The sequence below is a fragment of the Fibrella aquatica genome (assembly GCF_041321135.1).
Lineage (GTDB): Bacteria > Bacteroidota > Bacteroidia > Cytophagales > Spirosomataceae > Fibrella > Fibrella aquatica.
Genome location: NZ_JBGGWF010000017.1, coordinates 36,930 through 63,404, shown reverse-complemented (window position 1 = coordinate 63,404; position 26,475 = coordinate 36,930). Strand labels below are relative to the sequence as shown.

The 26,475-nt window shown below is 50.2% G+C and carries 23 protein-coding genes and 1 tRNA gene; 14 read left to right on the top strand and 10 right to left on the bottom strand.

Annotated features, from left to right (window positions below; all coding sequences use genetic code 11):
• Positions 1-99: 99 nt before the first annotated feature.
• Entirely contained in the window at positions 100-1,479 is a 1,380-nt protein-coding gene (locus tag ACAW87_RS24380) for a lipopolysaccharide biosynthesis protein (protein WP_370726269.1), read from the bottom strand.
• Positions 1,480-2,120: 641 nt separating this feature from the next.
• Entirely contained in the window at positions 2,121-3,287 is a 1,167-nt protein-coding gene (locus ACAW87_RS24375; RefSeq protein ID WP_370726306.1) for a dipeptidase, read from the bottom strand.
• Positions 3,288-3,528: 241 nt separating this feature from the next.
• On the opposite strand from ACAW87_RS24375, the gene ubiE reads away from it, so the two are divergent.
• From ubiE to ACAW87_RS24360, 3 genes are all read left to right on the top strand, one after another.
• A complete protein-coding gene (gene ubiE / locus ACAW87_RS24370; protein ID WP_370726268.1) occupies positions 3,529-4,275 on the top strand; it encodes a bifunctional demethylmenaquinone methyltransferase/2-methoxy-6-polyprenyl-1,4-benzoquinol methylase UbiE in 747 nt (248 codons plus the stop codon).
• Positions 4,200-4,958, top strand: a complete 759-nt coding sequence (porT, locus tag ACAW87_RS24365; RefSeq protein WP_370726267.1) for a type IX secretion/gliding motility protein PorT/SprT — start codon at positions 4,200-4,202, stop codon at positions 4,956-4,958. Before ubiE ends, porT begins: the two co-directional genes overlap by 76 nt.
• A gap of 122 nt (positions 4,959-5,080) precedes the next feature.
• Positions 5,081-5,158, top strand: a tRNA-Val gene (locus ACAW87_RS24360).
• A gap of 130 nt (positions 5,159-5,288) precedes the next feature.
• On the opposite strand, the gene ACAW87_RS24355 is transcribed toward ACAW87_RS24360, so the two are convergent.
• Positions 5,289-5,459: a hypothetical protein gene (locus tag ACAW87_RS24355; RefSeq protein WP_370726266.1), complete on the bottom strand. Its 171-nt coding sequence runs from the start codon at positions 5,457-5,459 to the stop codon at positions 5,289-5,291.
• A gap of 133 nt (positions 5,460-5,592) precedes the next feature.
• Entirely contained in the window at positions 5,593-6,720 is a 1,128-nt protein-coding gene (locus ACAW87_RS24350; protein WP_370726265.1) for an aldose epimerase family protein, read from the bottom strand.
• A 198-nt stretch (positions 6,721-6,918) separates the two neighbouring features.
• On the opposite strand from ACAW87_RS24350, the gene ACAW87_RS24345 reads away from it, so the two are divergent.
• The 3 genes from ACAW87_RS24345 to ACAW87_RS24335 are packed head-to-tail and all read left to right on the top strand — an operon-like array spanning position 6,919 to position 9,498.
• Positions 6,919-8,310, top strand: a complete 1,392-nt coding sequence (locus tag ACAW87_RS24345) for a Gfo/Idh/MocA family protein (protein ID WP_370726264.1) — start codon at positions 6,919-6,921, stop codon at positions 8,308-8,310.
• Positions 8,311-8,322: 12 nt separating this feature from the next.
• On the top strand, positions 8,323-9,243 hold the full coding sequence (locus ACAW87_RS24340; protein ID WP_370726263.1) for an SMP-30/gluconolactonase/LRE family protein: 921 nt from the start codon (positions 8,323-8,325) through the stop codon (positions 9,241-9,243).
• Between the two features lie 51 nt (positions 9,244-9,294).
• Complete coding sequence (locus tag ACAW87_RS24335; RefSeq protein ID WP_370726262.1) at positions 9,295-9,498, top strand: DUF6965 family protein; 204 nt, start codon at positions 9,295-9,297, stop codon at positions 9,496-9,498.
• Positions 9,499-9,516: 18 nt separating this feature from the next.
• Here ACAW87_RS24335 and ACAW87_RS24330 read toward each other — a convergent pair whose 3' ends face one another.
• From ACAW87_RS24330 to ACAW87_RS24320, 3 genes are all read right to left on the bottom strand, one after another.
• A complete protein-coding gene (locus ACAW87_RS24330; protein ID WP_370726261.1) occupies positions 9,517-10,761 on the bottom strand; it encodes a hypothetical protein in 1,245 nt (414 codons plus the stop codon).
• 59 nt (positions 10,762-10,820) lie between these two features.
• Entirely contained in the window at positions 10,821-11,126 is a 306-nt protein-coding gene (locus ACAW87_RS24325) for a winged helix-turn-helix domain-containing protein (RefSeq protein WP_370726260.1), read from the bottom strand.
• A gap of 84 nt (positions 11,127-11,210) precedes the next feature.
• Entirely contained in the window at positions 11,211-11,840 is a 630-nt protein-coding gene (locus ACAW87_RS24320; RefSeq protein WP_370726259.1) for a hypothetical protein, read from the bottom strand.
• 236 nt (positions 11,841-12,076) lie between these two features.
• Between ACAW87_RS24320 and ACAW87_RS24315 the strand changes: the two genes are divergently transcribed.
• Together ACAW87_RS24315 and ACAW87_RS24310 are read left to right on the top strand one after the other, a co-directional pair.
• Complete coding sequence (locus ACAW87_RS24315; RefSeq protein WP_370726258.1) at positions 12,077-15,274, top strand: TonB-dependent receptor; 3,198 nt, start codon at positions 12,077-12,079, stop codon at positions 15,272-15,274.
• A gap of 108 nt (positions 15,275-15,382) precedes the next feature.
• Complete coding sequence (locus ACAW87_RS24310) at positions 15,383-16,246, top strand: glycerophosphodiester phosphodiesterase family protein (protein WP_370726257.1); 864 nt, start codon at positions 15,383-15,385, stop codon at positions 16,244-16,246.
• Positions 16,247-16,539: 293 nt separating this feature from the next.
• On the opposite strand, the gene ACAW87_RS24305 is transcribed toward ACAW87_RS24310, so the two are convergent.
• Together ACAW87_RS24305 and ACAW87_RS24300 are read right to left on the bottom strand one after the other, a co-directional pair.
• Positions 16,540-17,061: a hypothetical protein gene (locus ACAW87_RS24305; protein WP_370726256.1), complete on the bottom strand. Its 522-nt coding sequence runs from the start codon at positions 17,059-17,061 to the stop codon at positions 16,540-16,542.
• Positions 17,062-17,159: 98 nt separating this feature from the next.
• On the bottom strand, positions 17,160-17,951 hold the full coding sequence (locus tag ACAW87_RS24300) for a YdcF family protein (protein ID WP_370726255.1): 792 nt from the start codon (positions 17,949-17,951) through the stop codon (positions 17,160-17,162).
• Positions 17,952-18,021: 70 nt separating this feature from the next.
• Here ACAW87_RS24300 and ACAW87_RS24295 point away from each other — a divergent pair, with 70 nt between their 5' ends.
• The 5 genes from ACAW87_RS24295 (at position 18,022) to ACAW87_RS24275 (ending at position 24,535) form a co-directional block, all read left to right on the top strand.
• Positions 18,022-19,485, top strand: a complete 1,464-nt coding sequence (locus tag ACAW87_RS24295) for a DUF4369 domain-containing protein (RefSeq protein ID WP_370726254.1) — start codon at positions 18,022-18,024, stop codon at positions 19,483-19,485.
• A gap of 53 nt (positions 19,486-19,538) precedes the next feature.
• Positions 19,539-20,993 carry a redoxin domain-containing protein gene (locus ACAW87_RS24290; RefSeq protein ID WP_370726253.1) on the top strand — a complete coding sequence of 485 codons (1,455 nt, stop codon included), beginning with the start codon at positions 19,539-19,541 and terminating at the stop codon, positions 20,991-20,993.
• Between the two features lie 137 nt (positions 20,994-21,130).
• Positions 21,131-23,665: a prolyl oligopeptidase family serine peptidase gene (locus ACAW87_RS24285; RefSeq protein ID WP_370726252.1), complete on the top strand. Its 2,535-nt coding sequence runs from the start codon at positions 21,131-21,133 to the stop codon at positions 23,663-23,665.
• A 159-nt stretch (positions 23,666-23,824) separates the two neighbouring features.
• On the top strand, positions 23,825-24,073 hold the full coding sequence (moaD, locus tag ACAW87_RS24280) for a molybdopterin converting factor subunit 1 (RefSeq protein ID WP_370726305.1): 249 nt from the start codon (positions 23,825-23,827) through the stop codon (positions 24,071-24,073).
• A gap of 51 nt (positions 24,074-24,124) precedes the next feature.
• A complete protein-coding gene (locus ACAW87_RS24275; protein WP_370726251.1) occupies positions 24,125-24,535 on the top strand; it encodes a molybdenum cofactor biosynthesis protein MoaE in 411 nt (136 codons plus the stop codon).
• 120 nt (positions 24,536-24,655) lie between these two features.
• Here the strand turns inward: ACAW87_RS24275 and ACAW87_RS24270 are convergent, their stop codons facing one another.
• Positions 24,656-25,765 (bottom strand): endonuclease/exonuclease/phosphatase family protein, encoded by a 1,110-nt coding sequence (locus tag ACAW87_RS24270; protein WP_370726250.1) that lies wholly within the window; start codon positions 25,763-25,765, stop codon positions 24,656-24,658.
• Positions 25,766-25,915: 150 nt separating this feature from the next.
• Between ACAW87_RS24270 and rimP the strand changes: the two genes are divergently transcribed.
• Positions 25,916-26,425: a ribosome maturation factor RimP gene (rimP, locus tag ACAW87_RS24265; protein ID WP_370726249.1), complete on the top strand. Its 510-nt coding sequence runs from the start codon at positions 25,916-25,918 to the stop codon at positions 26,423-26,425.
• The last annotated feature ends 50 nt before the right edge of the window (positions 26,426-26,475 follow it).

The window sequence follows — 26,475 nt, the reverse complement described above, 5'->3', positions numbered from 1 at the left end:
AGTATTGCTTTGCTTGCCTAACGTAAAGTGGCGTTGAAAGTTTCGCCATCCGGCCACAAGCATGGTAATTTATACTCGTTCAATACAGCTAATTACAGCTTACTCTGCCCAAATTCCTTCTGCTTTTCTTGATACCAGTTTATCGGCCTGAATGGTGCCGAGTACCGTGCCAAGCAGCAGCGAGATGATAGAGGCAACAATGATTCCCTGATTGCCCATATTCAGTGTTCGGCCCAGATATACGCAGAGGGGAATGTTAATAATAGCACCAGCCATAGCTGTGAAAAGCTGCATCTTGACCTTCCCAAAGCCGTTGATAACCGTTACCGTTATATTGTTCCAGCAGGAAACCAGGACAAAACAGGCCATGAGCACGTTTAACGACCACGACGTTTTGAAAGTTGGCCCTAGCCAGATTTCATATACTTTCGTAGAAACCAGCAGCATTACAACGATAGCCATAAAGATGACCAGCCAACTGCGTTTCAGGCGAGAGTAGGAGGTCTTCACCCACCCCAGTTCGTTTTTCGCGTAGGCCTCTGTGAATGCAGACCAGAATGGTGAAATGATGACAAAAAAGAACGAATTGATGGCATTGTAATACCGGAAAACGACACTGTACTCGGTTACCGATTTTGGGCCAAAAAGCTTCGAAATCAAGACGTTGTCGGTATAAAAGATAACAACCCCCGCTAACTGAATAATGAAAAATTTTAAGCCCAGGCTCATGAGTTGAGGGCGTACATTGAAATCGATTGACTTCAACGACGGGGCATATTCGCGTAGCTGTCCCTGATAGTAATAGAGGCTAAACCCAATGAGTACAACCACTGGCACAACAGCCGACATGATTGATACTGATAGCAAATTATTGTAGTGGCCGAGACCTAATAACCAAATACCGGCCACCAAGCCCAGGTTAATAATCAAGTAAATCGTATTCGATAAAGCTGTTTTCTGAAGTGCCAGCAACACATATGACACCGTATCGAGCAGGATTTTCAGGCAGAAACCCGCCAGCGTAACCAGCACAAGCAAACTCACGTATGAGTTGGATAAACGCACGTTGAGCACGTATTTCCAATCGACCAGATAAATAGCTACACAGGCGATTAACAGCAATGCTAACTGAATACCCGCAAATAAGACGTAGGCTGTGCTGATGTAGGTACGTCCGGTCTCATGATCATCCTGCGCTACCGACTCGGCCAACCGATTGCGTAACCCATTGCCCAGACCGATATCAAAAAAGGAAGCAAAAGTAACCAGCGAACTGATCGCCGTCCAGATGCCGTACTTTTCGTCTTGAAGTAAACCGAGCGTGATGCGAACCAGAATAAACGAAAGCACGATGTTGCCGCCTTTCACAAGTACGCTGGCCACCGAATTTTTAAAGGCCTGTCTACTGCGTGGGTGTGCCGTTCGGACGGAAGTGACCCTGTCGGTCAGCCATACGGTCAGATTACGGCGTGGATTCATACTGTAATTACTTAATAGAGATAAATGAAGGAATGATTACAGCAAAAGTAAGGAACCTGCGCCGGATATTGCCATTTTAGCTGTCAAGCAGCTACTAACAGGGTAATCGCGTTTGGCTGTTGGTAATGATTTACGGCTAGCCACTTCAACCTCCCTTATTAAAAAAAACACTTGTTGAGGCTGAATTAATTAATTCAAAACCCTGCAAGCTACTTTTGATTCTAACTAAGTTATAATACTTAAGTATTATAAAATATGCCCAGTAGCTATGCAAATTGGTTGTATAATGACATTCTGTGCGCTCACGGCGCTTAAATACATTAACATGGCAGGGTATTCAATACAAAATCCGGTCCAATCTGAGGTTCCATCTGCTGTAAAATAAATTAAGTAGTTGCTGAAGAGAAATAACTATGCGGCTGTTTGGCAACTGGTAGTGCCAACTAGTCGGTTTGGCTCGTCAAGGCGTACCCTACCCAAGTTGCCTGCATCAACGAGATTAGGGTCTTGACGAATCCAGAACGGTTGGTAGTTTGATTGAAACGCAGATTGAGTGGAATGAATATGCGTACCGTAAAGTTTTAATGGAAAGGTCTTGTGCGGTTCATTGAAAGAGCAACTCCAATGGTTGATTGATTGTCTCATTTAGCAGGCTGTTGTTTGCTCATGACGCGTAGCAGGTTGCCGCCCCAGATTTTGGTTATGGCTTTATCGGAATAACCCCGACTCTTCAGAGCGGCCGTCAGATTGGCTATCTCGCTAACGTCTTCTAGTCCGTTAACACCTCCTCCGCCATCAAAATCAGACCCGATTCCAACGTGGTCGATGCCGGCAATTTTCACGATATGGTCAATGTGATTAACGATATCGGCAAGACTTGCCCGTTCGTTTCGATATACCTGCTTCACTGAGTCGGTACGGGCCTGTTGCCGGGCGGCCTGCTCGGGAGAAGACACGCGCCCTACATTGGCCATCCTCATTTTGGTGAGCGCCTGCCGGTACTCTTCTGATGGTTTGCGCAGGTAATCACTCACGAAGTTGACCTGAATAACGCCCCCGTTCTTTGCTACCGCCCGAATCATGTCGTCGGTCATATTGCGCGGAAAATCGCAGAGGGCGCGGCAGTTCGAATGCGAGGCAATAACGGGTGTTTTGGTCAGGGCCAGCACGTCGTAAAATGTTTTGTCTGACGTATGTGATATGTCGATCATAATGCCCAGCCGGTTCATTTCGGCCACTACTTGCCTGCCAAACGCACTTAGACCATTGTGCAACGGCCCATCCGGGTCGGTCGACGAATCGCAGATGGCGTTATTGGCGAAGTGGGAAAGGGTAACGTACCTGCAACCGAGGTCATAATACGCTTTCACCATCGAGAGGTCTTCGCCAATAGGGTACCCGTTTTCTATACCAATAAAAATAGCCCGTTTCCCTGCTTTTTCAATCCGGTAGGCGTCGGCGGGCGACGTGGCTAGTTCGGCGGCGTCGGGGTATTTTTTCAGTGCCTCATGAATGAGTCTGAATTGGTTCAGCGCATTGCGTTTGGCCTCGGCGTGACCCTCGGGCGTACGTTGACCCTGTGGCAGGTACACAGCGAAGAACATAGCATCCATGCCGCCCTGCTTCATGCGCGGGAAATCGATTTGTGAATTATCTCGCTTCGTATCGTGCGTAATGCCTACATCGAACCCCTCTTTCTGCAACATCGTGGGCGCATCGGCGTGGGTATCTAGCGTAAGAATACGCTGGTGGAGCCGGGTCGTTTTCGAATCTACGGGCGATTGGGCAAAGGCCGCAGTGAACGACATAATGAACAACGAAAACAAAAACGGAGAGCGAGTCATAGCAGCAGGTTGTAAATAAGCAGCAAGTATAGCCAATGCAATGCGGACACGGGCCGTACTGCCGAAACTTTCCACCAGAACAGCCGGTTAGCTTTTCAGTTACCAGTTAACAGTGAGCAGTTATCAGCGCTGCCAGCTTAACGTACCTGAGCAACGCTGATAACTGCTCACTGTTAACTGGTAACTGTTAACTGTTAACTGAAAAATGGCCGTTCTTCCCTACAAAGACAAATCCACCAGCAAGCGTGAGCAGGTGGGCGAAATGTTTGATACCATTGCGCCGAAGTATGATTTCCTGAATCACTTTCTGAGTGCGGGAATCGACATTCTGTGGCGGAAGAAGGCCATTCGGCTGCTGAAGCCGTTTGCCCCGAAATATATTCTCGATATTGCCACAGGTACCGGTGACCTGGCCATCGAAGCACTGGCGCTAAAACCCGATAAAATCGTTGGTGTCGACATTTCGGAAGGGATGCTGGCTGTTGGACGGCAGAAGATGAAAGAGCGAGGCGTTGATCAGATCATCGAGATGCGATCGGGCGATTCGCAGGGTTTACCCTTCACAGACAATGAATTCGATGCCGCCATCGTTTCGTTTGGGGTACGTAACTTCGAAAACCTGCTGGCCGGTTTAACCGATATGCAGCGCGTGGTTCGTCCGGGTGGGGTGTGTATGGTGCTCGAATTCTCGAAACCGCGCACGTTTCCTTTCCGGCAGTTCTACGACGTGTATACGGCCCGCGTAGTGCCTTTCTTTGGTAAGATGGTGAGTAAAGACACTTCGGCCTACGAGTACCTCAACGAATCAATGCGGGCTTTTCCGGATGGCCCCGATTTTATCCGGGTTTTTGAAGAAGCCGGTTTTCGCAACACTAAATGGATTCCACTCTCGTTCGGCATCGCGTCGATTTATATTGGTCAAAAGCCTGCCGCATCCACGCAGGTGCACTAGTTATTCTGCTGCTGTTGCTCGCGCAGGCAGCGGCAGCACAGTCGACCTACAAATACATTCGTAAGCATAAGGAAGATTACGACGACAAGCTGATTCACTTCGGCTTTTACTACGCTCTGCCATTTACTCGGTACAACGTTACCTACAGCCCCGCCTTTCTCGATCCCGCTGACCCTACGCTGCGCATCACCTCTCCCAACAATACCGGGTTCCGGGTAGGGTTCACGTTCAATGCATTCATGAACGAGAATTTTGATTTTCGATCTAATCCGGGCGTGTCGATCTATTCACGGTCGGTCAATTATGCGATGGCCAGTGGCGAAGACAAATCAGATCTTCGGGAATCGACCTGGGTTGAATTGCCTTTCCTGATCAAGTATAAATCGGCGCGGCGGGTCAACTCCCGTATGTATCTGCTGGCCGGTGCATCGCTGGGCGTTGAAACGAACGTACGTCGCCGCCAAGCGCTCAGTCAGGGACGATTGAACACGAGCACCACTGATCTTAGCGTTGAATACGGTATCGGTTTCGAGCAGTTTTTTCAGTTTTTCAAGTTTGCCCCTGAACTTCGTTTCTCCCACGGCATTCCGAACTCGTTTAAGGGCGGGGCCACGGGTACATCGAGCGCGGGTATTCAACGGCTCAGTACGCACGCGGTAACGATCTACCTCAATTTCGAGTAGCGTACTTGTCTTTTGCAACGTACCTGAAAGCCAGTCATTTGTAAAAAAGTTAACCTTTTTTTGGCTCAGGGCTTGCAAAAAGGCCTTTTAGACCCCTATCTTTGCATCACCAAAACGGAAAAGGGGGTTTAGCTCAGTTGGTTCAGAGCATCTCGTTTACACCGAGAGGGTCGGCGGTTCGAGCCCGTCAATCCCCACCAAATTAAAAGCCAGTCATTAAAATGACTGGCTTTTTTGTGTTTTGTTATCTAGGCAAAATGGTTGGTAAGCAGGGCGGAACTCAGTCGATATGCGTAAATCTGTTTGGCAGATTATCAGCAATGTACTCGTCTAGGCAACTTCGGGGAGTTCGTCAGAACTTTCCAGGCTGAACAATTCATTCAGCGCCATTGCCCAACCCACTAGCATAATCACGCCAACCACAGCAGACGTAGCCACCGGGTAGATGAGAACCGTTTGGATCAGAATATAGGCAATCAGTGCTGGAAAAGGATTTTTCATAGCCTCAAGTAGTAAATCGTAGGCTATTAACGCTATTGTTCCTCATTTAGATTGCAGAAAGTGTCTTTTTTACCGCAAAGTGATGTAAATGTACCCGTTTAACGTATCTGAAAGGCCGTAACTCACGAAGCTGTTAGCGCACTTTAAAGGCATAAACGGTTGTGCTCAGGTACGTTGCTCCCGGTCGTAGGGTAGTAGTCGGAAAGTTGGGGTGGTTGGGCGAATCAGGGAAGTGCTGGGTTTCCAGGCAAAGGGCAAACCGCCGGGTATACGCTACACCTTCAGGTCCACGAATTCTGCCATTCAGGTGGTTGGCCGTATACAACTGCACGCCCGGCTCGGTGGTATACACTTCCATTAAACGGCCACTGTTGGGTTCATACACTGTAGCGCCCAGTTTCAGCCGGGCCGATTGATCGGTAAATGCCCAGCAATGATCATATCCCCGGCCGTATCGGATTTGGGTATCGGTGGTGTCGTTGATATGAGTGCCGATAGGGGTAGGCTTTCTAAAATCGAAGGGGGTTCCGGCAACGGGTTTTAGCTCACCGGTAGGAATCTGAGTTTTGTCGGTAGTCAGATACTGATCGGCTTTAATCATCACTTCGTTGGTCATCACGTCGGTTTTCATACCGCTCAGGTTGAAATAGGCATGATTGGTTAGGTTTAGTACCGTTGGCTTGTCGGTAGTAGCCCGGTAGTCGATGCGAAGTGCATTGTTTTTTTGCAACGTATACGTTACGTCAACAGCTAAGTTGCCGGGGTAATTTTCTTCACCATCGGGCGAGGTATACTGGAGTTTCAGGCTCGGCTCGGCCCCATCTGTGGTCGTCGCATTCCACAGCTTTTTGTCGAAACCAACTCGTCCACCGTGAATATGAATGCCGGCCGGATTCGTGAAAAGGGTATAATCTGTTCCATCGAGCGTGAATTTTCCGTTCGCAATTCGGTTACCGTACCGACCAATAATTGGTCCCAGGTTGGGATTGCCTTTCAGGTAATCGGCCAGTGTGGGTAAGCCGAGCACTACATTCGCCTGTTTTCCCTCTCTGTCGGGCGCTGTGCACGACACAATATAACCGCCATAATTGGTCAGCTTCACTTCCATTCCCTTCGCGTTGCGCAGCGTGAAGAGGTAAACTTCCCGCCCATCGGGCATCGTACCAAAAACCGATTTGACAATGCTGGCTTTGGGCCGTACAAATGATGTGAGCAGAAGGCTGCTTATCAAAATAAACAGGCTGATACGTTTTGTGGTCATGACAATTTCGGTCGATTAAAGGGTATAGATGGTGGTGGCAGGCCAGCCGGTAACATTTATGAGCGGCTTACGGGTAATTGATAAATCAGACCGCCTTTTCAGTTTACCCTATTAGGAAGCAGTAAGGTCTTTTTTACTCACCATGCTGTCACCATTAGTTTCATAAGCCGTGTTGCCCAACAGAAATTTGTAGCATCAATGCATTCGTTCAACATCAACCGCCGCCATTTCCTGCAAGGAGCCACGGCCTCACTCGCGCTCACCACTTTGGGGGTAAGCGGTATGGATATTATCTACCGGGCAAATCCGTATCGGGTTGGCTTGATCGGTACAGGCTGGTACGGAAAAAGCGATTTGCTCCGCCTCATTCAGGTAGCTCCCGTTGACGTAGTTGCCCTTTGCGACCCCGACAGAAATATGCTGGCCGATGCTGGTAAGCTGGTTAGCCAACGCCAGAAATCAGGTAAGACACCGAAACTGTACGGAGACTATCGCAAGATGCTGGCCGATAACCAGTTTGATATAATTCTGGTAGGTTCGCCCGACCATTGGCATGCGCTTCAAACGATTGATGCCATAAAAGCCGGGGCACACGTCTACGTGCAAAAACCAATCAGCGTCGATGTGATGGAAGGCGAAGCGATGGTGGCCGCCGCCCGAAAATATAACCGGGTTGTGCAGGTGGGAACCCAGCGAAAAAGCACGCCTCATCTGATCGATGCCAAGAAAAATATTGTCGATGCGGGGCTGCTCGGCAAGGTGTCGCACGTAGAGATGTGCTGCTATTATCCGATGCGTGCCAATGGAACGCCTCCGGTTCAGGCCGTTCCTGACTATTTTGACTACGATATGTGGACCGGCCCCGCCCCGCTACGGCCCTACGATGGTATTCCCCACGTGCGCTGGTGGCGAACCTTCACAGAATACGGAAATGGTATTGTGGGCGATATGTGCGTGCATATGTTCGATACTGTTCGCTGGATGTTGAAACTGGGATGGCCCAGCCGAATTAGCTCGACCGGGGGAATTTATGTGCAGAAAGAAGGCAAATCCAACATATCCGATACGCAGTCGGCCCAGTTTGAGTATGATGATTTGACCTGCGTTTGGCAACATCGCTCCTGGGGAGGCCCCGCTAATCCGGATTATCCGTGGTCGTTTACACTTTATGGCGAAAACGGCACATTGTGGGGCAGTACCATGCAGTGCGATTTTATTCCGAAAGATGATAAAGGCCCGACCAAAGGCAAGAAGATTCATCTGGATGTGGTCTACGAAAAAGAAAAATACCCCGAAGACCTCACCGAGCCAACCAACCCAAAAATTGAGCTCAACGCCGCGCCAGCTACTCGCCTGCATATGCTGAATTTTCTGGATGCCATCGAAAAAGGCGGGAAGCCAGTGGCCGATATTGAAGAAGGCCACATCTCAACGGCTAGTTGTATTCTGGCCAATATGTCGATGCAAACAGGTCGGCCTCTGATCTATGACCCGAAAAAACGGGAAATTATTGGTGATCGTGAAGCCAACGCGCTCCTGTCGCGGCCCTATCGTCAGCCATATGTACACCCTCACCCAAACCGGGTTTAAACGCAGAAATTAATGACCATTTTTCATAAAAAGTCTTGCCTAGTAGCGGTATTGCTTACCGCTGCCCACTCCTTCAGCCTTCAGCCCGCGAAAGCCGCCCCCGATTCGTTGCAGGTCATTAAGCCGGGTGCCACACTTCAGAAAGTTTCGTCGCAGTTTACGTTTACAGAAGGCCCGGCGGTAGATAAGAAAGGAACAATCTACTTTACCGACCAGCCCAACGATAAAATCTGGATGTATGACACCGACGGCAAATTGTCGCTGTTTATGGACAAGACCGGGCGGTCGAACGGGTTGTATGTCGATAAAAAGGGGAATCTGATCGCGTGCGCTGATCAGAAAAACGAATTATGGTCTATTGATTCTAAGAAGAAAGTGACCGTGTTGCTGGCCAATTACCAGGGTCGGCGGCTCAACGGCCCTAATGACGTCTGGCTGGACCCTAAAGGCGGAATCTATTTCACCGATCCGTATTACCAGCGCCCTTATTGGGAACACAAAAAGCCCGAAATCACGGCGCAAAGCGTGTATTACCTGCCCAAAGGCAAAACCGAAGCTGTTCTGGTCGATGGTGAGCTGATGCAACCCAACGGAATCGTTGGTTCTTCTGACGGTAAGCGACTTTTTGTGGCTGATATTAAAGCCAACAAAACGTACACCTATCAGATCGAAAGCGATGGGCGCTTGACCAACCGCCAACTGTTTGTTGAACAGGGATCTGATGGGATGACGCTGGACAAACAGGGCAATCTGTACCTGACGGGCAGAGGCGTTACCGTATACGACCCTGCCGGTAAAAAGCTGGGTAATATTCCGGTTCCGTCGGGTTGGGTTGGTAATATTTGTTTCGGAGGGAAAGATCGTAACCTGTTGTTCATCACAGCCTCTGAGTCTATTTATACGTTACAGATGGCGGTGAAGGGCGTTGAATAGGGGAGGGGCAATCTAGGTCATGTTGGGGTAAGGTGCTATTTTTGCCCCAACATGACCTACGACGAGTTAATTGTTTACTTCAACGATCGCCCGCTTCCTTCCGGCTCGATCAAATTTTCTTCATTTGAAGGCACCGACAACGCCGCTCAACTGGTTGAGTTGGCCTTTGCCCGCATTGAGGCAAAAGGATCGGGCTCTGATACGGCTCTTGCTATGCTGAACCGACTACGCTTATACCTGGAAGCCGAGCAGTAGCAGGCAACGTACCTGGCTTTATTTGAAGCCGAAGAAAAACGGGAACAAAAAAGCTACTGTTGCGCTCCAGGCACTGTAGAGAGGCAGAAAAAAAGCCATTGACCGGCCTACCAGTGCCAAATCTGTCTTGCGGGTAACAGCTCCATAAAGCCGTATGCCTACGTAAAGTAAGTGGCTCAGCATTAAAATGTTGGCTCCCAACACCGCAGCCCGGTTAGGCGTGATTCCCCATTCCGAAATTCGGAACAACACAGCCGATAAAGCAATTCCGTTGACTAACACTGTCACGGCCGATAATAGCAACAGAATAAGTAGTTGGCTGGTGCTTTTGCCTGAAGGTGATGTTTCGGCCACTGAAAAGAAAATCAGGGCCATCACGCCAACTAACAGGGCGTTGTAAAGAAGAAGAAACTCCCGATCCTGATACGGATTCTTACCCGAGAAAAGGGTAGCCGCCAGGTAGACAACCAGCATAACCAGCGCCACCGGGCTAAATAGGTTCGCAATCATCGGCGCCACTCGGTTAACCAAAGCGGGCTGTGTTTGGGTAAGAAAAGTGCCGACAATGGGTACTGCCGCTAATCCGCATACGACAACATAATCGAAATAGAATTTCTCGATTTGCCAGCCACTCAGGGCGAATAACCCGATGGTGAGACCGGTGGTTAGGCCGCCCGAGATAAGCAGTAGAGCGGTCACTACAGCCAGTTCGCCATTATATCGCAGGAAACCCAGCCAGTTTACCTCTGCCTTTAGTTTGCCGCCGCCAAACGTAAAACCCAACAGCGACCACAACCATAGTGGTAAGTGAATGCAGGACAGAATCAGCGTATCGCCCGATTTTCCCGTGTGCAAAAAATTGATGAATCCGAAGGCGAGCAGAGCAAGGCCACTCAGTCCGATCACCGTGGCGCGCGAAATCTTATTTTTCCAGGCGAAGTAGGCAATCAGCAATGGAAAGACGATGAAGCCAATATTACGCGAATAGAAAAACTCCGGGTCTAGTGAAAGCAGTTTAGGCAGTTGGGCCAGCAGTGCCGCCGTTAGGGAAGCCCCCACCACAAACAGCCGATCGGCAGGCGTGCCCCAGAGTTGATCTTCAGGGGTGTAGTTCAGGCGTTGGTACCACCCCTCGGCCAGCGGATTGTCGCGAAGCTGCGGATACAGCGCGTTGAAAGCTGCTTTAAAGGTTGACTTGTTGGTCCAGTACAGCTTTTCGAGCTGCCGGGGATCGTCGAGGTGTACTAAAATCTCGTCTTGCATGAAAGTAGAGGTTTAAATGGTAAAGTACTTTGCAGTACAGAGTATAATGAGAAAAAAATTTATTGATTCTTATTGTTTAAAATCAGCCGTTCCAGCGCATCCAGGTGGTTTTTGAAAGCAGTTGTCCCCAGCTTGGTAGCCTGGTAACTCGTACTTGGTTTACGTCCGATGAATTGCTTTTCAACCTGTAGGTAGCCCGCATCTTCCAGGGTTCGTAAATGGCTCGACAGATTACCATCAGTGAGTTGCAGCGCTTCTTTAAGGTAGGCGAAGTTGACACTCTCCGTGACCATCAGAACCGACATAATCCCCAAGCGGGCCCGACTCTCGAAATCTTTGTTAATATGTTTGATGTAATCCTTCACCTTTTATTAACCAGGCACTGTAGGGTTCGCTGTTGCGATATATGGATAAAGAGTTACTATTTAAGCTACGAGATGTCCGACAGCTTATTTCCCTTTTTCGTATTTATAATAAATCAGGGCGCCGTAGAGAATGTTCAGCCCACCAAAGCCTGTTGCCCAAGCCAGTAAAGCATATTCAATCTGAAAGCATGCGAACAAGCCCAAGACAATTTCACCCATCCCCAGATACCGGAGGTCGGTAAAGGCGTATTTGCTGCTGTTGATATGTGCCAGTCCATAAAAAATGAGCATCGAAGGGGCAATTAAATAGAGTACAGAATGGTACACCAGCACCAGACAAAAGACGCCGCCCACAACCAGCGGAAGCAATAAGTTACTGAGCATACGCTGACCGGGATCTTGCCAAACAGGTTGTCTTTCCCGCTTCGCTTTTAGCCAGGTCAATAGCAACACCGCGCTTACCGCTACCAGCAAAACCAGTATTGCCACCCCGATCAGAAAGCGACTGGTTTCTGGGGTAAGGTTTGTTGTATACACATCCGAGTACGACATGGCATGCTGGTTCAGATACCAGTAGACTATGCCCACCCCAACCAGCGCTATCAGGCCGACTACTATGCCAGACAAACCGCTCAATAGAGTAAATCGGGCAGAGCGCTCCATAAGGGTGCGAATTTCCTGTAGGGCGGCGAGTTGATCGTGTTCCTGTGCCATGTAAAGTACTTTGTGGTTCAAAGTTAGTGATAAATCAGAACGTCTAACAAATTGGAAAATATTTTTTTTGAGTGGATACGTACCTGTGAGAGGTAAATGCACCAGATAACCACACTTTTTGTGTTACTAAAATACAAATTTTAATATACTAATATCTTATTACGTTAACAGGTGGGTAACGTTCAGTTAACAGCGAAATCCGTCTTTTGCGGCCTGAGAAAATTCACTCTAGCCTCATGAAAAAACACGTTTTACCGCTCTTTCTAATACTGCTGTTTATGGGTTGCCTTTCGCACCAGACAGCTGCACAAACAACACAGGCTTCTATTGCCGGCATTATTACCGACATTCAGCGAAGCGCACTTCCCGGCGCTACCGTTCAGGTACGTAACGAATCAACGGGGTTCAGCACGGGAACGGTGACCAACGTCAAAGGCGAATACCTGTTCAAAGAATTACCGCTTGGTGGTCCTTACTCTATTCGGGTCACGTCGGTGGGCTATGGCGATCAAACCAGAACGGGCTACATGCTCAATCAGGGCGATGCTGTTCGGCTGAACTTGTCCATGCAGGAGAATAGTCAGACGCTGGAAGTGGTGCAGGTTGTGGCTTCGGGCCTGAAAAACAAGATCGACAACTTGGGAGCCGCTACGGCCATCTCGGCCAAATCGATCGCCAGCCTGCCCGTCAATGGCCGTAATTTCACAACCCTTACCGATCTGTCGCCATTGAGCCGGGGCGGGAGTATTTCCGGGCAGCTTGGCTCATCGACCAACTACACGATCGATGGTATGACGGCTAAAAACCCAACCTCGGCCGGTTCAACAACCAGCCGGAGCGGAGCGCCGTATTCCATTTCTATCGAGGCCGTTCGGGAGTTTAAAGTCGTGACCAACCAATACGACGTTACTTACGGACGCACCGGCGGTGGTATTGTGAGCGCCGTGACTAAAGCGGGTACCAATCAGCTAACGGGTAGCATTTTCAACTACACGCGTGCCAATTGGCTGTCGAGTCGCTACGATATTCGGGGCAACCGGCGGAACAACAAATTCTCGACGAACCAGTTTGGTTTCTCTTTAGGTGGTCCGATCATTAAAGACAAGCTGCACTTTTTCATGGTATGGGATCATCAGCAAGATTCCCGTCCTCTGATTATCGCTGATGTGCAGTCGGCCGCCGACGAAAACCGCTTCAACGTGACCCGAGCTACGCTCGACCAGTTTGTTAACATTGCCCGAACCCGGTACGGCACGTCCAGTGCGCCCCAGTACGGCACATTCGACAAGCCGCGCAGTTCTGACGCCGGCTTTTTGCGGCTCGATTGGCAGCTTAATGCCAAAAACCTGCTGACCGTTAGAAATAACTTCACTCGCGATGTGAATAAGCTGGGCTTGCAGGATAACTCGCCCATTAATATCTACGAATCGTACGGTAATGACTTCAACTGGGACAATAGTTTTCTGGCTACCCTACGTACCTCAGTGAATCCCCGGATTACCAACGAGTTGAAGCTACAGCACCTGTACACCTATCAGAACAGCAGCCCCGGCGATCAGCTGCCATCGGCCAATATTCCCAGAAACCTGGTCGAGAACGTGCCGTCAATTATCGCGGGCAGTAACCGGGCTACGACTCTTCAGATGGGCGGACACCGTTTTGCGCAGGAAGGCTTCAAGAATAACGTGATTCAACTGGTCGACAACCTGTATTATAACACCGACAAGGTGCAGTACACGGTTGGTATCGATCTGATGTATACCCGGGCCAACTCAGTGTATGGCAGTGAAGTAAACGGCCGTTTCCATTACATCGCCGACGCAACAGGCACGGCTCTGGAAAAATTTGACCGACTGCAACCGTACCGTTATTTCCGCGAAGTACCCCTGGTCGATGACCTGGCTGTGATTGGCAACACCCTGAACGCGGGTCTCTACGGTCAGATGGCTACAAAACTGTCGCCGGGTTTGGAACTGATCGGCGGCCTTCGTTTCGATTTGGCCCGCTACCCATCCTCACCGCTGAACCAGGTGGTGCTCGATGATCTTGGCCTGCGTACCGATAACAAGATCAAGTCATTTGTGGTGCAGCCAAGGGTGCAGTTGACCTGGGATGTTAATAACCGCCACACTGATTTTGTGCGTCTGGGCGGCGGCGTGTTTGCGTCTGACATTAACAACTACATGGTGATCAACAACCTGACATTCGATGGTAAACACCTGGCTACCGTCGATGTTAGGGGCGCGAACGTACCCACGCCGGACTTCGCTGCCTACCGGGCCAACTACGCCAGCATTCCTTCTCTAGCTGCTTTTCAGTTACCCACCATCAATATGACGGGGCCTGATGCGCAGGTGCCGGTTATTTACAAAGCTAACCTGTCGTATACCCGTTACCTGACCGAAAAACTGAAAGTAGGTCTGGCTGGTTTCATGACGCTGGGCCGCAATAACTACGTGTATGTTGACCGGAATATGGTGGCTGATCCATTTTTCAGACTGGCTAACGAAGCCAACCGGGGCGTATACGTACCTCTGAACTCGATGCCAGCAAACGGCGCGGGCGATTGGCTACAGGGGCGTATCAGTCAGCGGTTGGGTCGCGTGCTGGAATTGAACAGCATGGGTAAGGTCAATCAGTTTGCGTTTGTTGCCGATGCCACCTATCAGTACTTCAAGGATGGGGAGATTTCGGCCAGCTATACCTGGAACGATACCCGCGACAATACGTCCTTTAACGGAAACGTGGCTAACACGGCTACTTTGGTGCTGCCCGTAAAAGACGATCCACGGAACCTAAGCAACATGACCTATTCCGATAATCAGTTTCGCCACAAGGTTGTTGTATTCGGTACGCTGCCCAGCTTCTATGGCGTCACGGTTGGTTTCCGGTACTCGGGAATCGGCGGCACACGCTACACCCTGCTGTCGGGTGCCAATAGCAATAGCGACTTTGTTGCCGGCACAAACGACCTGGCCTTCATTTTCGATCGGAATGGCGAAAGCGTACCGGCCAATATAAAGACTGGGTTACAGGCTATTATCGACAACCCGAATGCTAGCCAGAGCATTAAAGAGTATATCAATGCCTATTCGGGGCGTATGGCTGAGCGGAATGGTGGCATCAATGGTTTCTACGGTGTGTTCGACGTACGGGCGAGTAAGCGATTCCGGATTTTTGGAACCCGCAGCTTGGAGTTATCGGTCGATGCCTTCAACGTGGCCAACCTGCTAAACCGAAATAACGGAACTAATAAGTCGTTGGGTACGCAGGCGCTATACGCGCTGGGTATTCCGGCGGCGGGTACAACGCCCGCTGTGCCTGCTTTTAGTCAGGCAACGCAACGGTTCAACTACCGGGTAAATACGGCGGGTGTGGTTAACCCCTCGGGCGACCCGTTCCAGATTCAGATTGGGGCTCGTTTCGGCTTTTAATCAGCTTAATCAAAAGCAGAGACGTAGAGACCACAGAGTTTTACTCTGTACTCAGCTAAAGTAAAACTCTGTGGTCTCTACGTCTCTGTGTTTAATCTAGTACACTCTATGAAAACAATAAGCTTATTTGGCCTTTTGCTGTGTGCCAACGTACTGTTAGCGCAACCTGCCTTCGACCGGCAGGGGCACCGGGGTTGCCGGGGACTGATGCCCGAAAACACGGTGGCCGCTATGAAAAAAGCGCTCGACCTAGGCGTTGAAACGCTGGAGCTGGATGTGGTGATTTCGAAAGACAAGCAGGTAGTGGTGTCGCACGATACCTACATGGCGTCTACCATCTCGCTTAAACCAGACGGCAACCCCGTAACGGCAGAAGAGGAAAAGACCATCAACCTATATCAACTGAACTACGCCGATATCCGGAAGTACGATGTAGGAGCAAAGCCGCATCCACAGTTTGCAGATCAGCAGAAATTCTCGGCCTACAAGCCGTTGTTAGCTGCCCTGATTGATTCGGTGGAGGCCTATGCCAAAGCCAAAAATATGGCGTCGCCGAAGTATAATGTAGAGATCAAGTCAGCCCCGGCTACAGACGGACAGTACCATCCGGCACCGCCCGAATTTGTCGAGTTGGTCATGGCTGTCTGCCAATCGAAAAAGTTGGGCAATCGCCTGAATATTCAGTCGTTCGATGCGCGACCATTGCAATTGATTCATCAAAAATACCCGACGGTACGATTGGCTTACCTGACAGCCAATGCTAAATCAGTAGCCGATAATCTGGCTACGCTCGGCTTTACACCCCAGATTTACAGCCCTTATTACAAGACCGTAACGGCCGAAACCGTGAGCGCTTGTAAGCAGCAGGGTATGCTAATTATTCCGTGGACGGTAAACACGAAAGCTGAAATTGACCAGCTAAAGCAGCTGGGTGTCAACGGCATCATCACCGACTACCCTAACTTGTTTTAAGCTATAGCGTTTCTTTTTGAACGAGTTGAATAATACGCAGAAAGTCCCCGGAGATGGTCTTCGGGGACTTTCTGTTTGATTCTGTAATGTTTCGCGCTTGTGGCCCTTCGACTAGGCCGGTCCGCCGGTGCGGTCCCCGACAGGCTCAGGGTGACAATCACCATCTTGATGTTTCATGACGAACTTGAGTGGGATTGTCACCCTGAGCCTGTCGGGGACCGCACCGGCGGACCGGCCTAGTCGAAAGGCCACAAGCGCGAAACATTACAATAGGAAGAGTTAGTCTGACCGGTCTATTGCTTGGTCAAAACAACCGTGTACGTGGTGGAAATAGGCTGGCCATCCGGGTTTGTAGCTAATTGCGTGGTGATGGTCGCTGTGGTTGCCGTTAGCACTTTAGAGCCAATGAGCGGGGGTTGTCCCGGCCTGTTTAATGTGGCCTGTGTACCCGTTTCCGAAAAGGTGGTGTTTGGGCCGAAAAACGTATTGATCAACTGTTGCGTATAAGTAGCATTGGTGCAGGTAGATTGAGTCGCTACATTATTCGAAATAGTCCCGTTAGCGTTGAAGGTGACCACGGCATCTTTGAGGCAGTTTTCGCCCAGTAGGGGCAGGGCACTGCTCAGATTCGTGATGGTCACTCCATTTACTGTGTAGCCGGGGTTGACGGTCAGGCCGGTAATTTTCCAGTTACCCTGCAACGAGGTGAGCACAACGGGGTCGGGTTCGGTTGTGCTTTTGCAGCCGAATGTTATCACTAACGCGGTTAGCAGAAGGGCTGTTGCCGTGGCAAAGCGGTGGATGATTTTCTTCATGATTGATTGTATTGGTTAATGTATCTGCTAAAAAACGGGTAAAAGTCCATTTTCTGCATAGGTCATTGTCTGTGTGCGCCTAATATGTACTGAATGGTTCAGGCAACGTACCCAGCTATCTTGTAGGTAACGTACCCAAAAATCTCTCTGATAAGATGCATGGCATCGGAAAAATCATCTTCATGCGGAACCAGCAAGTCGGCCAAAGCAAAGCTACGCGGCTCGCTGATGAAAGCGGCGGGAAACGCGATGGTCGAAATGCCTTGTTTGGTAAAACAGGCCATTGCCCGCCGTAAATGGAATGCCGATGTTACCAGTACGCATTGGTCAGTGTGGAACGTTGTTCGCAGTAGGCGCGCTGAGAACAAGGCGTTTTCGTGCGTATTTCGGGAGCGCGTTTCCCAGACCATATCGCCGGTAGCTACGCCCGCCAGTTTCAGAAATGCCATTGCTTCTGCTCCTTCCTGCAACGCCTCGCGGTTCGTGAAAAACAGATTGGCGCTACCGCCGCTAATCAGAATTTTCTGAACCCGGCCCGTTTTGTACAGAAACAGAGCCTGCCCCAGTCGGTCGGCCTGGTTCGACAACATCGGCCTGACGGGGGTAACGGGTCGTTGCGTGTTAGTGAGCCCACCGGTAAGCACCACCGCTACCCGAACGGTGGAGTCGTTCAGTGCGCGTGGCGCAGGTACGTTGCTGCCTGTAACTTCCCAGTAGCCCGCCAGTTCATTGACCAGGAAACTGTTGCCCAGTATCCAGAAAATGCCCAGCGAAACGAGTAACAGCTTGCGTTGGTGCCGCCTGAAAAGCAACGCCCCCACCAACGAAGCCAGGAGCCAACCCGCTGGCGTAAGGAAATACCCGGCGGTTTTCGACAGAAAGTAGAACATGAATTCGTTAATGAATGGTTAATAGGCGACAAGCCCGCATGATTGGCTTTATAACGCTTATTTTTGTGCTATGAAACGTCGTAACTTCTTTATGTTGATGCTGGGCCTGCTGCCCTTGCTGACTTTGGCCCAAACCAGCCCGGAAGGACACCGCATTGCGGGACAGATTCGGGGCATAAAAGACACCACCGTCGTATTGGCCCATTACCAGTACGACCCTACGCATTACGTGCCGAAAGATACGGCCCGGGTCGATGCTAACGGGAAATTTGTCTTCCAGGGGAAAAAAGCCCTGCCCGAAGGTTTGTATCTGGTCGTGTTGCCGAAGGGACGTTATTTCGACATTATACTGGCAGAGCAACAGTTTTCATTCGAGACAGATACCGCCAATTTCATCAAGAATATGAAGCTGACAGGGTCGGTCGAAAACGCGGCCTTTTACGGGTATCAGCAGAAACTGAATAGCGTTTATGAAGAGATGCAAAAGCTTGATAAACAGCCAAAGACAGAAGCTTCAGCACAGCGTTTGAAAGAATTACAGACACAGGCACGTACCTACAGAACCGATTTTCTGGAGCAGAATAAGTCCTTGCTGACGACCCGAATCCTAAAAGCATCGGCCGAACCCGACGTACCTACACCGCCCAAGGCCGCCAACGGCCGACCCGATTCACTTTGGCAGTTTGCCTATTACAAAAATCATTTCTGGGACAACTTCGACCTCAGCGATGACCGGATGCTACGCACCCCTTTGCTCCAGCCAAAAATTGATCGGTACATTAAAGAACTGACCGTTCAGCAGGTCGACTCGCTCACTAAAGAAGCTGATTATCTGGTGAAAAAAGCTAGCGCCAGCAAAGACATGAAGACGTACCTGATCTGGTACCTCACCAGTCAGTATGAGCGGCCGAAAGTGTTGGGCACCGATGGCCTTTTTATTCATATGGTCGAAAAGTATTGGCTCACCCGGCAGATGCCTAACATAGACTCAGCAACCCTGAAAACGGTGAGTGAGCGGGTGGCTGTGCTGAAACCGTTGCAAGTGGGCAAAACATTTGTCATGCCCGCCGTGGGCGACACATTAGCCCGGCCATTGAGTTTCAACAACCTGAGCGCCGCCGATTATACGATTCTGTTCTTCTATGCGCCTCATTGTGGCCACTGCCGCGAAGCCGCGCCCAAGGTGAAGAAGTTTACCGATTCGCCCGCCGGGAAAGGGGTGAAGGTGGTGGCTATTGCCATTGAAGATTCGGCCGAAGACTGGAAAAAATTCATTCGCGAATTCAAGCTTGGCGCCTGGATGCATGGCTACGATCACAAACAGCAGATCGACTTCCGTAGGCAGTACGATGTAGCTACAACGCCTACGCTTTACGTGCTCGATCGTAACAAAAAGATCATCGCACGCGGGCTTCCCGCTGAACAGGTGGAGGATTTCCTGGGCTTCACGCGTAAGCAGGCGGCTTTAACTGCTCCTGCCAAATCAAGCCCTACCAAGTCAGCTACCACAAAAGCGAAACCAACCGGTCGGTAAGCGAGAAAATGGCCCGTTTTTTGCAAACGTACCTGCAAAACACCCATACAGCCATGAATCGTTTTTTACTGATCGCGCTTTGCGTGGTTATTAGTAGCCTGAGTGTCAGTGCCCAAGTGCCGGAGAAATCAGGTTACCGCATCGAAGGGAGAATTAAAGGATTGCGCGATACGACTATTACGCTCGCGCACTACTTTGGTTACAATCAGTATATTCCCAAAGACACCGCCCACATCGATAGCACGGGACGCTTCGTATTTGAAGGAACCAAAACCCTGCCCGGTGGCCTGTATATAGCCATTCCGCCGCTGAAAAAGCAGCGGTTTATCGAGTTGGTGCTGCCCGAATCGGTAGGTACGTCCTTCTTCTCGTTCGATACCGATACCGTCAATATAACGGCCAATATGCGCGTGACCGGTTCACCGGATACAGAAGCGTATTATGTTTATCAGAAACAGTTGGCTACCTTTTCTGATGAGGCAAAAGCGCTCGAATTGCAGGCGCAGTTCAGGCCCGACGCCATCGCCAAACAGAACATTCGTCGTGAGCTGGCTGAGTTACAGCGTAAGGTGGCTCAACTGCAAAAGAAATACATCGCTAACGGGGATTCTTTGCTGATGGCCAAGCTTTTACGCGCCTCCGTCGACCCCGACGTACCTGCTCCGCCGCGTCTTAAAAACGGTAAAATCGACTCGACCTTCCAGTATCGCTATTACAAAAATCATTTCTGGGATGGGTTCGACTTCTCCGATGAACGAATGGTGCGTACGCCCATTTTTCAGCGTAAAATTGACCGTTACCTGCAAGAACTGACAGCCCCAACGGTTGATTCGCTAATCAAGAGTGCTGATTTGATTGTGTCGAAAGCCCGCGCCAACAAAGAGGTGCTTTCCTACGCCATCTGGTACATCACCAGTCAGTACGAACGCCCTCGTATAATGGGTACCGATGGGCTGTTTGTACACATGGCCGAGGCGTATTACCTCTCCGGCGTGATGCCAGCCTCAGACCCCGCCACAGTAGACAACATCCGCAAACGGGTGGAGATGATTAAGCCCCTGTTGATTGGTAAACCGTTTCCGGCTCTGGCTGTCAGTGATACCCTTCGGCAACCAGTTAATCTACAAGCTGTAAAAGCCGAGTATACCGTTCTGTTCTTCTACGATCCTACCTGCACACATTGCCGCGAGTCGATGCCTGCTCTGAAGCAGTTTGCCACCGATTCGGTGAAAAGTAAAGGCGTTCAGTTTTGCGCCATTGCCGTTGACAACAGCCCCGACGCCTGGCAGAAATTCATTCGGGAATACGGCATTCAGCAGTGGGTAAACGGCTACGATTTCACCTTCCGAACGGATTACCGTAAGCAATATGATGTGCTGAAAACGCCAACGGTTTACGTGCTCGACAAAGACAAGCGTATTCTGGCCCGTGCCTTACCCGCCGAACAAGTAGGCGGCTTTATTCAGTTTCAACGGCAACAAGCCCGACAACTCGCCATTCGAAAATAAGTTGCCTAAGGCGGATACGATGTGAAAAGAGGTTTTTTGACAGGATTAACCGGATTGACAGGATTTCTTTATTGCATATTACGCTATAAAATCCTGTAAACCCTGTTAATCCTGTCAAAAAACCTCTTTTTTGCAGCATGAAACACATCTTCGTCGGCTTACTAATACTAGTTACGGCTTTCTCCGCACTAGCCCAAACCCCATCACCCAAACCAACACTTACCGTTGAAACCATCATGCAGGACCCCCGGCAGTGGGTGGGTACGTCGCCATCGGGCGTGTTCTGGAGTGATGATTCCCGCACCATTTATTTCGATTGGAACCCCACGAAGTCACTGGGCGACTCGCTGTACAAAATCACGTTGCCCGGTGGTAAATATGCACCGTCGACAAAGCCCGTTAAAGTGTCGATCGATGAACGGCGGGCGCTTACGCCTGGCGAAGCCAGATTCAACCGGGCCCGAACGCTACGTTTATATGCTAAATACGGAGATTTGTTTCTGCTCGATCGGGCAACCGGCCGGGTACGTACCCTAACAAATACCGTAGACCGGGAAAGTAACCCCGTATTTTCGGGCGATGAAAAAGCCGTGCTATTTACACGGGCCAGTAATCTGTACCGTCTTGATCTGGCCACCGGCCTGACCGATCAACTCACCAATTTCGATCCCGGAGCCAAGCGGCCAACCCCGAGCAGCACCAGCCAGGAATCGTGGCTGAAACGCGATCAGTTGGCCTTATTCGACGTGCTGAAGGAGCGGAAAGCCAAACGCGATGAAGCTGAACGGACCACAAAAGCCGAACAACCGCGCCGCCCCAAAACCATTTACACGGAAGGTAAATCGGTGATGAACGCCAGCCTGAGCCCCGATGGCCGCGTTATCACGTACGCGCTGATGAAAGCGGCAACGGGTGCCAAATCGACCATTGTGCCCAGCTTCGTGACCGAGTCGGGCTTCACCGAAGATTTGCCGGCGCGTACCAAAGTAGGGGCTCCACTGTCGGCGGTCGAGTTCATGGTATACGACATTGCCCGCGACACCGCACTCACGGTGAGTTTGGCCAGTCTGCCGGGTATTACCGATAAACCCGATTACCTGATGCCCACCGCCGTTACCAGCGGCTCGGCTTCGGTAGCAGGACGTACGCCCATTGCCACCGCCGAAAAAACGCGCACTGACACCACCCGCAAACTGGCCACTGAACTAAAAAAAGCGGCAAATCGCCCTGTCTACGTTAGCTCACCCGTTTGGGCCGAAGGCGCTACCGCACGTTATGCTGTAGTAGTAGTACGCGCCGTTGACAATAAAGACCGTTGGCTGATGCTGCTCGATACTGAAAAACCAACCGCCCTGAAACTCCTCGACCGGCAACGCGACGAAGCCTGGATCGGTGGGCCGGGTATTGGCGGTGGATTCTCGGCCGGTACGTTGGGCTGGCTCGACGATCAGACCATCTACTATCAGTCGGAGGTAGACGGGTACTCGCATCTTTACTCGATGAACGTACAGACCGGGCAACGTACTCAGCTTACAAAAGGTCGTTTTGAGGTGCAGCAGGTCGTGTTGTCGGCCGATAAAAAGACGTTTTTCCTGACCACCAATGAAATGCATCCCGGCGAACAACATCTGTACCGTATGGCCGTAACGGGCGGGCAACGTACCCAGCTAACAACTATGACTGGTGCCAACGATGCCACACTGTCGCCCGATGAGTCGATGGTAGTGGTGCGTCATTCGGCCATTACCAAGCCCTGGGAGTTGTATTTGATGAACATGGGCGCGCAACCGATATCAGCAGCTAAGAAGAAGACGGCAGGAACAACCACTCTGGTCAGCAACGTACCTGTTCAACTGACCACCAGTACCACCGATGGTTTTCAGACGTACCCCTGGCGTAGCGCTGAGGTCATTACCATACCGGCTCGTGATGGCCAACCGATCTACGCCCGGCTTTATAAGCCATCGGCCGACGCTTCTGTTAAGGCGAATGGGAAAGCCGTTGTTTTTGTACATGGAGCGGGCTATCTGCAAAATGCCCATAAATGGTGGAGTCAGTATTTTCGGGAATACATGTTCCATAACCTGCTGGTCGACAAAGGGTATACTGTGCTTGACATCGACTATCGAGGCTCGGCTGGCTACGGTCGCGATTGGCGGACAGGCATTTACCGGTACATGGGCGGCAAAGACCTCACCGACCACGTAGACGCAGCCGACTGGCTCGTAAAAAATCACGGTGTCGATGCGAAGCGAATCGGTATTTATGGCGGGTCATACGGTGGATTCATTACCCTGATGGCCATGTTCACCACACCTGATGTATTTAAAGCCGGTGCCGCCCTGCGCCCCGTTACCGACTGGGCCGCTTATAATCACGGGTATACCAGTAATATTCTAAACGAACCCTATTCCGATACGCTGGCTTATCGTCGTTCATCACCAATCTACCACGCGGCTGGTCTGAAAGGCCACTTGCTCATTTGCCATGGTATGGTCGATGTAAACGTGCATTTTCAGGATGCCGTCCGGCTAACCCAACGATTGATCGAACTGAAAAAAGAGAACTGGGAACTGGCCCCGTACCCCGTAGAAGATCACGGTTTTGTGGAGCCAACCAGCTGGATGGATGAGTACAAACGCATCCTGAAACTGTTCGACGAGCGGCTGTAAATAGGTTTACGGGTCAGCGTCAGCTTTCAGGTAACACATCAGAAAAAAGGTCGTTGCTCACTGAGTAATGACCTTTTTTCAGTCTCTTAAATAAGTTATGGCACTCAATGACTGATTCAGAACGTTGACAGACAGAAAATCCCCTGTTTATTTGTGATGATGACTCAACCCCTCACTGTTCTTCTTTTTGGCATTACCCGCGATTTAGTCGGGCAAAGCCGGCTCACGGTTCCGCTTGCCAAAGGTGGTCGCGTGGCCGATTTGCTTGCGCACTTACACGAGCAATACCCGGCACTGACTGGCGTAAAATCAGTATTAGTGGCTGTCAACAGTGAGTATGCTGAGCCAGATACGCTCTTGAGTCCGTCGGACGAAATAGCGCTGATTCCACCGGTAAGTGGTGGCTAGGTCAGTGGCCAGCCGTCTTTGACAACTGTTAACTAACAACTGATCTCTGTAATGATTGCCCTTACCGCAGACCCAATTGATTTTAGTTCCGCCTATCACTACCTGCAAACCGACGAAGCGGGAGCCATCGATTTTTTCTTCGGTGTTGTTCGGAACAACACACAGCAGCGTTCGGTCAATCAGCTTGATTATGAAGCCTATGGCCCAATGGCCATTAGTGAGATGCAGAAAATTGCTGATAAAGCCTGCCAACAGTGGCCCGTATTGAAATACGTCATTATTCACCGAACGGGCGTGCTTCGTATTGGCGAAATGGCCGTGCTGATTGGCGTAGCAACGCCCCACCGGGATGCTGCTTTTGAAGCAACCCGCTACATCATCGACACCATCAAACAAACAGTACCCATCTGGAAAAAAGAAATGTTTTCCGACGGGGAAGTGTGGGTAAATGCAACGCCTTAAAACTAGTTTGTGGTTTGTCGTGTGTTGTTTGTGGTTGCGCTGCTAATTAAAATGGCGGGTAAATCGGCCACAACTTAGATCAGCAGCGCAACCACAAACAACACACGACAAACCACAAACTCATTTCACCCTATACGTACCCGTAATCGGAAAATGGTCGGAGTGCGGTTGGTCGTGGTGGGTTTCGAAATCGATTACCTGAAAACGGGGATCGTAAAATTGGTTATCGATGCGAATCGTGCGTGGAGCACGATTGAGGGTGAAACCGAAGCCGTGTCCGGCGTCTTCGAAGGCGTTAGGAAGCACGCGGTGTAATCGTTCATACACAACGCTGTAGGGTGTGTCGTTGAAATCGCCCGTGACAATGACCGGGTATGGACTTTCCTCAATACACGCTTCTACAAAACGAACCTCTCCCTGTCGCGCCTTAAATCCTGCCTTTAGCGCACCAAGCACTGATCTGGTTTCGGCTTTTACCCCCGACATTTTATTTTCCTGAAGCACCCGACGTACCCGGATGCCCATTGACTGTAGATGCACATTGATGACTCTAATGGTATCGCCATCTACGTTTAGGTCAGTCCAAACCATTCCGTTGAACGAACTGAATAAGTGGCGTCCCTGATCAACGATGGGGTATTTTGAAAAAGTAGCCACGCCAATATAGCCCGTTTCAACAGGTTGAAGGAAAGCATGGTATCGGTAACCCGCCTTCTCTAGTCTGGGAAGCATCTGAAAAGTCGGCGACTGATTGCCGGTATAAAACTCCTGAAAGCATTTGACGCCTGCCTGATGCTGAAGTATCCAATTGGTTAGCGCAATCGATTTTTTGGGTGTTTTCTTCAATTCATCCTTGTAATAAGTTTCCAAATTAAAAACAGATACATTGTAGCTGAGGATGGAGAATGCCGTTGCCTGTTGAGGGTCAGTTGACGCACTATGTATGGCCAGTGTACGGGGTAACAGCCAATAGCCAAGCAGCAAACCAAGTGCAGATAACGTGCTGCGCCACGGACGCGAGAAAAGCCAGAATATACCCAGCAATACCAGTAGCAACCAGGCGATCGGTAGCGTGATCATGACCATACTGGCTAACCAGTGTTCCAGCGGAAGCCAGCCCAACAAGTAATAAATCAAGAGTGTGTAAAAGAACACACCAAGGTGTAGCGACCAGATCAGCGACCGGCCCATGAAGGCTAAAAACTGGCCGATACGCGTTTGTAATGACATGTATAGATAGGTGATGACGCCGTAAAAGTACAACACAGTACTCGCCCTGCCAGCCGTTGTGGGTTGCTTTTCGCTGAATAACGCCTTATCTTTGCGCCACTTAGCGACATCATACAGGATCAGCAAAGGGAGTTCTACTCCCTTTTTTCTTTGGAAAACCCCGTGAACGACACCGCACGCATCGAATCCCTCTTGCAGCCGTATCTGAACGATGGCGAGTACTACATCGTTGATATTCAGGTAGCTGGAAAGCATGGAGGGCTACTTAAGGTAACCGTATTGATTGATTCCGACGAAGGGATGACGATCGAAGCCTGCGCTCGAATTAGTCGGGCTTTAGGTAATCAGATGGACGAAATGGACTTTTTCGGCGATTCTCCCTTTAATCTGGAAGTTTCGTCGCCGGGCGTCGATTTTCCGTTGACTCAGCCACGTCAGTTTACTCGTAATGTGGGCCGGTTAGTAAAGGTACAGCTAGACGGTGGACTGATTCTGATTGGTAAGCTTGAAACAGTAGATGAACAGGGAATTGTGATTGATGTACCACCTGCGAAAATGAGTAAAACAAAACGCAAAACATTGACCGAGCTGCCGCCAGAAGGCATTCAGACAATTCCTTACGGATCAATTCAGAAAGCTACTGTTGAGATTCAATTTTAAGAAATGACCAACTATATGAGAGGTAAGTTCTGCCGCGCATAATTACTCCT